Annotated in this window: 2 protein-coding genes and 1 pseudogene; 2 read left to right on the top strand and 1 reads right to left on the bottom strand. The window is 65.8% G+C overall.

The features are described 5' to 3' along the window. A pseudogene (locus tag ACLP9N_RS16845) lies at positions 1–240 on the bottom strand (hypothetical protein); the annotation flags it as partial. A gap of 65 nt (positions 241–305) precedes the next feature. Between ACLP9N_RS16845 and ACLP9N_RS16840 the strand changes: the two are divergent. Next, positions 306–1430, top strand: a complete 1125-nt coding sequence (locus ACLP9N_RS16840) for an IS630 family transposase (protein ID WP_442408490.1) — start codon at positions 306–308, stop codon at positions 1428–1430. A gap of 1227 nt (positions 1431–2657) precedes the next feature. Then, positions 2658–4424 (top strand): group II intron reverse transcriptase/maturase, encoded by a 1767-nt coding sequence (gene ltrA / locus ACLP9N_RS16835; protein WP_442408489.1) that lies wholly within the window; start codon positions 2658–2660, stop codon positions 4422–4424. Positions 4425–4466: the final 42 nt, after the last annotated feature.

Below are 4466 nucleotides of genomic sequence, written 5' to 3'. Positions count from 1 at the left end.
GTAGCTGTCGCGGCTGGCGAGGTGGATCGCGAAGCCCCAGCTGTTGGCTGAGCCGCCGTAGCGCAGACGGAACAGTGGCAATGTGGTGCCGTCCGGCAGATGTCCGTCGACGTAGGCGAACCCGCCGTGGTGGCGGATGGTCAGGTCGGCCAGCTGTGGCCAGCGTTCGTTGGCCCTGGCCCGGAGCCGTTGCCGCAATGAGGTCTTGGTCGACTCCGGTGGTGTGGGCACGGTGTCCATGATCGCCGAACCGATGCCCGGCGTGTCGTCGACGGCACCGACCGGCAGCGGGTGACAAACGCTGTATGTCTGTGTCGAGCAGCGATCAAATTGTTCTATCCGATGGGCAGCGGCAGGTGCTGCTGGCCCGGGCGCGTCAAACCAGCGGGCAGCATCGCGACGTGTTGCGCGCCCGGATCGTGCTGGCCGCCGCCGACGGCGCGTCCAATGCTGGGATCGGGCGGGCCCTGGGTGTCTGTGATGACACAGTTCGTAAGTGGCGCCACCGGTTTTGCCAACACGGCATGGACGGTCTGTGCGATCACCCACGCCCGGGACGACCACGCCGCTTCTCGGCCGCGGTAGTAGCCGAAGTGAAGGCCCTGGCCTGCGAGCTGCCCGCCAAAAGTGATGTGCCACTAGCCAAGTGGAGCTGTCCCGATCTGGCTATGGAGGCCATCCAGCGCGGCGTGGTTAAGTCGGTGTCAGCCTCCACGGTGCGCCGCTGGCTGGCCGCTGACGCGCTCAAGCCGTGGCAGTATCGGTCCTGGATTTTCCCGCGTGATCCACACTTTGCCGTCAAAGCGGCCCGAGTGCTCGACCTGTACGCACGGGTCTGGGACGGCGAGCCGTTGAGTGAGAACGACTACGTGCTCAGCGCCGACGAGAAGCCCGGCGTGCAGGCCCGTAGCCACGCTCATCCCAGCCGCCCACCCGGTCCGGGCCAGCGGCCAATGCACGTCGAAAGCGAGTACCAGCGCCACGGCACGCTGGCTTACCTGGCCGCCTATGACGTGCACCGCGCCCAGGTGATCGGGCATTGCGCACCCAGCACCGGCATCGAACCGTTCGCCGCGCTCGTCGATAAGGTCATGACCCGCGAACCTTACGCCTCAGCCCGGCGAGTGTTCTGGGTCGTCGACAACGGCGCCTCGCACCGCGGCTGGACCGCAGCAGCACGGCTCACTGAGGCGTTTCGCAACGCGACGATGATCCACCTGCCGGTGCATGCGTCGTGGCTCAACCAGATCGAGATCTACTTCTCGGTCGTGCAGCGAAAGCTGCTTACCCCCGACGACTTTCCAAACCTCGACGTCCTTGCCAATCAACTCACCGCGTTCGAGGAGCGCTACAACAGCGCCGCGCAACCATTCGACTGGCGCTTCAACCGCAACGACCTCAACCGACTCCTGACCCGGATCGCTGCATAACCCCCGACGAACTAACGACCGTGACCACCAGTGAGGCTTCGCCTCTGACCGCCGAGCGTGGGGTCTGGTCAGGGGTGGGTGTTGCGGTCAGTCTGGGGTGATGGTTGAGATGGTGACGGTCAATGATGTGCTCGACGGGCATGTGGGCCTGGATTTGGAGTGCATGGATCGGATTTATTTGAACGGCTGTGTGCCGAGTCTGCAGGTGAGCGGGCAGGTGGCGTCGTTTATGACCGCGCATCTTGGCTATCCGATCCCCTCGCCGGCGATTATGGAGAAGATCGGTACCGCGTTCCGTAGGGCGGTGGACCGGTTCGCCGTCGACAACAAGATCCCGGTGGTGCGCTTCGGTAGGGACGACCGCAAGATCGATCGGATGCGGCCGTATCTGGCGCGGCAGGCGGCGACGGGTCGGGCGGGGGTGGCCGCGATCGGGGTGGCGCAGGAGTTCGCGCCGGTGTTCCTGGCTACCAAGAGGGGCGCACGGCGGTGTGGTTCTCGTTCACCAAAGCCAATCGGCGGGTCACCTGTTACTACTTTTACCTCTGGTTGCGACACGAGGTCGCACGCTGTGAGTGGCTGCGTGAAGGAGGTCGGCTGGTGCCGGAGACGTAGCTCGGGTCAGTGTCGAAGACCTGTCCCCGCCCTGACATGCGCCCAGTCACCCGGTGTCTGGGGGTGTGAAGCTCAGGGGAAAACCCAAGGGCCGCTTGCCCCGTCTGGGCGGCTACAGGTGAGGGGAAGGCTGGACGGGCGAATGGAGTGAATCCTTGTTGATGCCTCGTGATAGAAGCATCCCGGGACGGAAGTGCGGAGCCGGGGTGACAGGGGCGGGCCGTTGTGAAGCGGCAGGCGGCGATCGGGCACCATACTCGGTCGTGTCGACACCGCCGCCCTCGGGGTACAGAGGACGCCCTATCCCAGTCGGGTCTCGCGCGTGCGGAACGTGGAAACCTCGCTCGGGTCCGTGTTGCCGGTGGCGGCGCGGTAGGCCGACCGTAAGGGGGGCGGAAGCCCCGGGCGGGACAGGATGCCCAAGAAGCGAATGCCGGTGGCCGAAAGGCGGCAGGAAAACGTGGCGTGATTGATCGGCTCCTCCGCCGATCGCCGCGTATAACTGGCCGGATACCAGGCCCGGTGCCTGGCTGCGAAAGCAGGCTGACGTGTGGCAGGTGAGCCTTTGACGACGAGCAGTCCGATCCACCGGAACCGAAGGACAAGTTAGACATGACGGCGCACGCGTTCGCGGTTGCGATGGCGCGCCTCGGAGTGAACGGACCGGAGGGCCAGCGCTTTGAGCAGGACGTCGATGAGTGGGAGACCATCGACTGGCGGTCCTGCGAGGAGCAGGTACGGCGGCTACGGCAGCGGATCTTCAAGGCGACGCGGGAAGGTGACTGGCCCAAGGTCAGGAACCTGCAGAGGTTGATGCTGCGCAGCCGGGCCAACACGCTGGTTAGCGTGCGGCAGGTCGCGCAGCGAAATGCTGGGCGTGCGACCGCGGGGATCGACGGGGAGGTGGCGTTGACCTCTCAGGCGAGGACGGAGTTGGCCGTGCGGGTGCACGGCTCGGCTCGGTCCTGGCAGCCTCGCGCGGTCAAGCGCGTGTACATACCGAAGGCCAGTGACAGGACAAAGCTGCGCCCACTTGGCATTCCTGTGCTCATGGATCGGTGTCACCAGGCACGGGTCCGTAACGCGCTGGAACCCGAATGGGAGGCCCGGTTCGAAGCTCGTAGCTACGGGTTCCGGCCGGGCCGCGGCTGCCATGACGCCATCGCCGCCATCTTCCAGACGCTGTGTCGCAAGAGTGCCGCGCGCGTGTGGATCGTGGACGCCGACTTGGCGTCGGCATTCGACCGGATCGACCATGACCACCTACTCGCCACGATCGGCGACTTCCCCGCTCGGGAGATGATCGCAGGCTGGTTGAAGGCGGGCGTGTTCGAACCGGGCAAGGGATTCGCACCAACCGAGGAGGGAACTCCGCAAGGCGGTGTGATCAGCCCGCTGCTACTGAATGTGGCCCTGCACGGGCTCGAAGAAGCCGCTGGAGTTCAGTGCTACCCGTCCGGCTCACGCGCCGGGCGACCGAAGCCTGGCTCCCCGGTCGTGGTCAGATACGCCGACGATCTGGTCGCTCTGTGTCACTCCGGTGATCAGGCCGAGCAGGTCAAGGCGAAGCTTGCCGGGTGGCTGGCGCCGAGAGGGTTGACCTTCAACGAGGATAAGACGCAGATTGTCCACGCCTCGCAGGGTTTCGACTTTCTGGGGTTCAACGTCCGCCGATACCGCAACAGCAAGCTACTGATCAAACCGAGCGCGAAAGCGGTCAAGAGGTTCCGGGAACGGCTCGCCGCCGAGATGAGCGCCCTGCGCGGCTCGAACGCGGCGGTGGTCATTGCCAGGCTCGCCCCCATCACGCGGGGGTGGGCGGCCTATTACCGGGGCGTGGTGTCGTCCAAGCTGTTCGCCAGCCTGGATCACTACCTGTGGAAGCTCATCTACAAGTGGGCCAGGTACAGCCACGCGAACAAGCCGACGTCCTGGATCGTCGACCGGTACTTCGGCAAGTTCAACAGGTTCAGGAACGATCGGTGGGTGTTTGGTGACCGCGACAGCGGCGCCTACCTGCCGAAGCTCGCCTGGACCGGCATCATCCGGCACGTTCCGGTCGCTGGCGGGGCATCTCCGGATGACCCCGACCTGGCCGAGTACTGGGCCGCCCGGCGACGGAAGGTCAAGCTCCCGCTGGGCGAATACCGACAGCGCCTGCTGTCCAAGCAGGGCTCGCGCTGCCCGCTGTGCAGAGACCACCTGTTGTTCGCCGACCAGCCACCCCAATCTCCACGCGAGTGGGAACGGTGGTGGCGAAGTGTCACCCGCAAGGCAATAATCGCCGACCGCGGGAGACCCGGCCCAGCCGAGAATGCCCACACCCGCCTCGTACACGCCTCCTGCCACCGGGCGCACCTCGCCCGCGTACGCAGGTAGCCCAGCAACACCCCGCGTCGCCGTCGCGGCTTGCTTGAGCCG

Source organism: Mycobacterium sp. (genome assembly GCF_052144515.1).
Classification (GTDB): domain Bacteria; phylum Actinomycetota; class Actinomycetes; order Mycobacteriales; family Mycobacteriaceae; genus Mycobacterium.
This window is presented reverse-complemented; position numbering and strand designations above follow the sequence as displayed.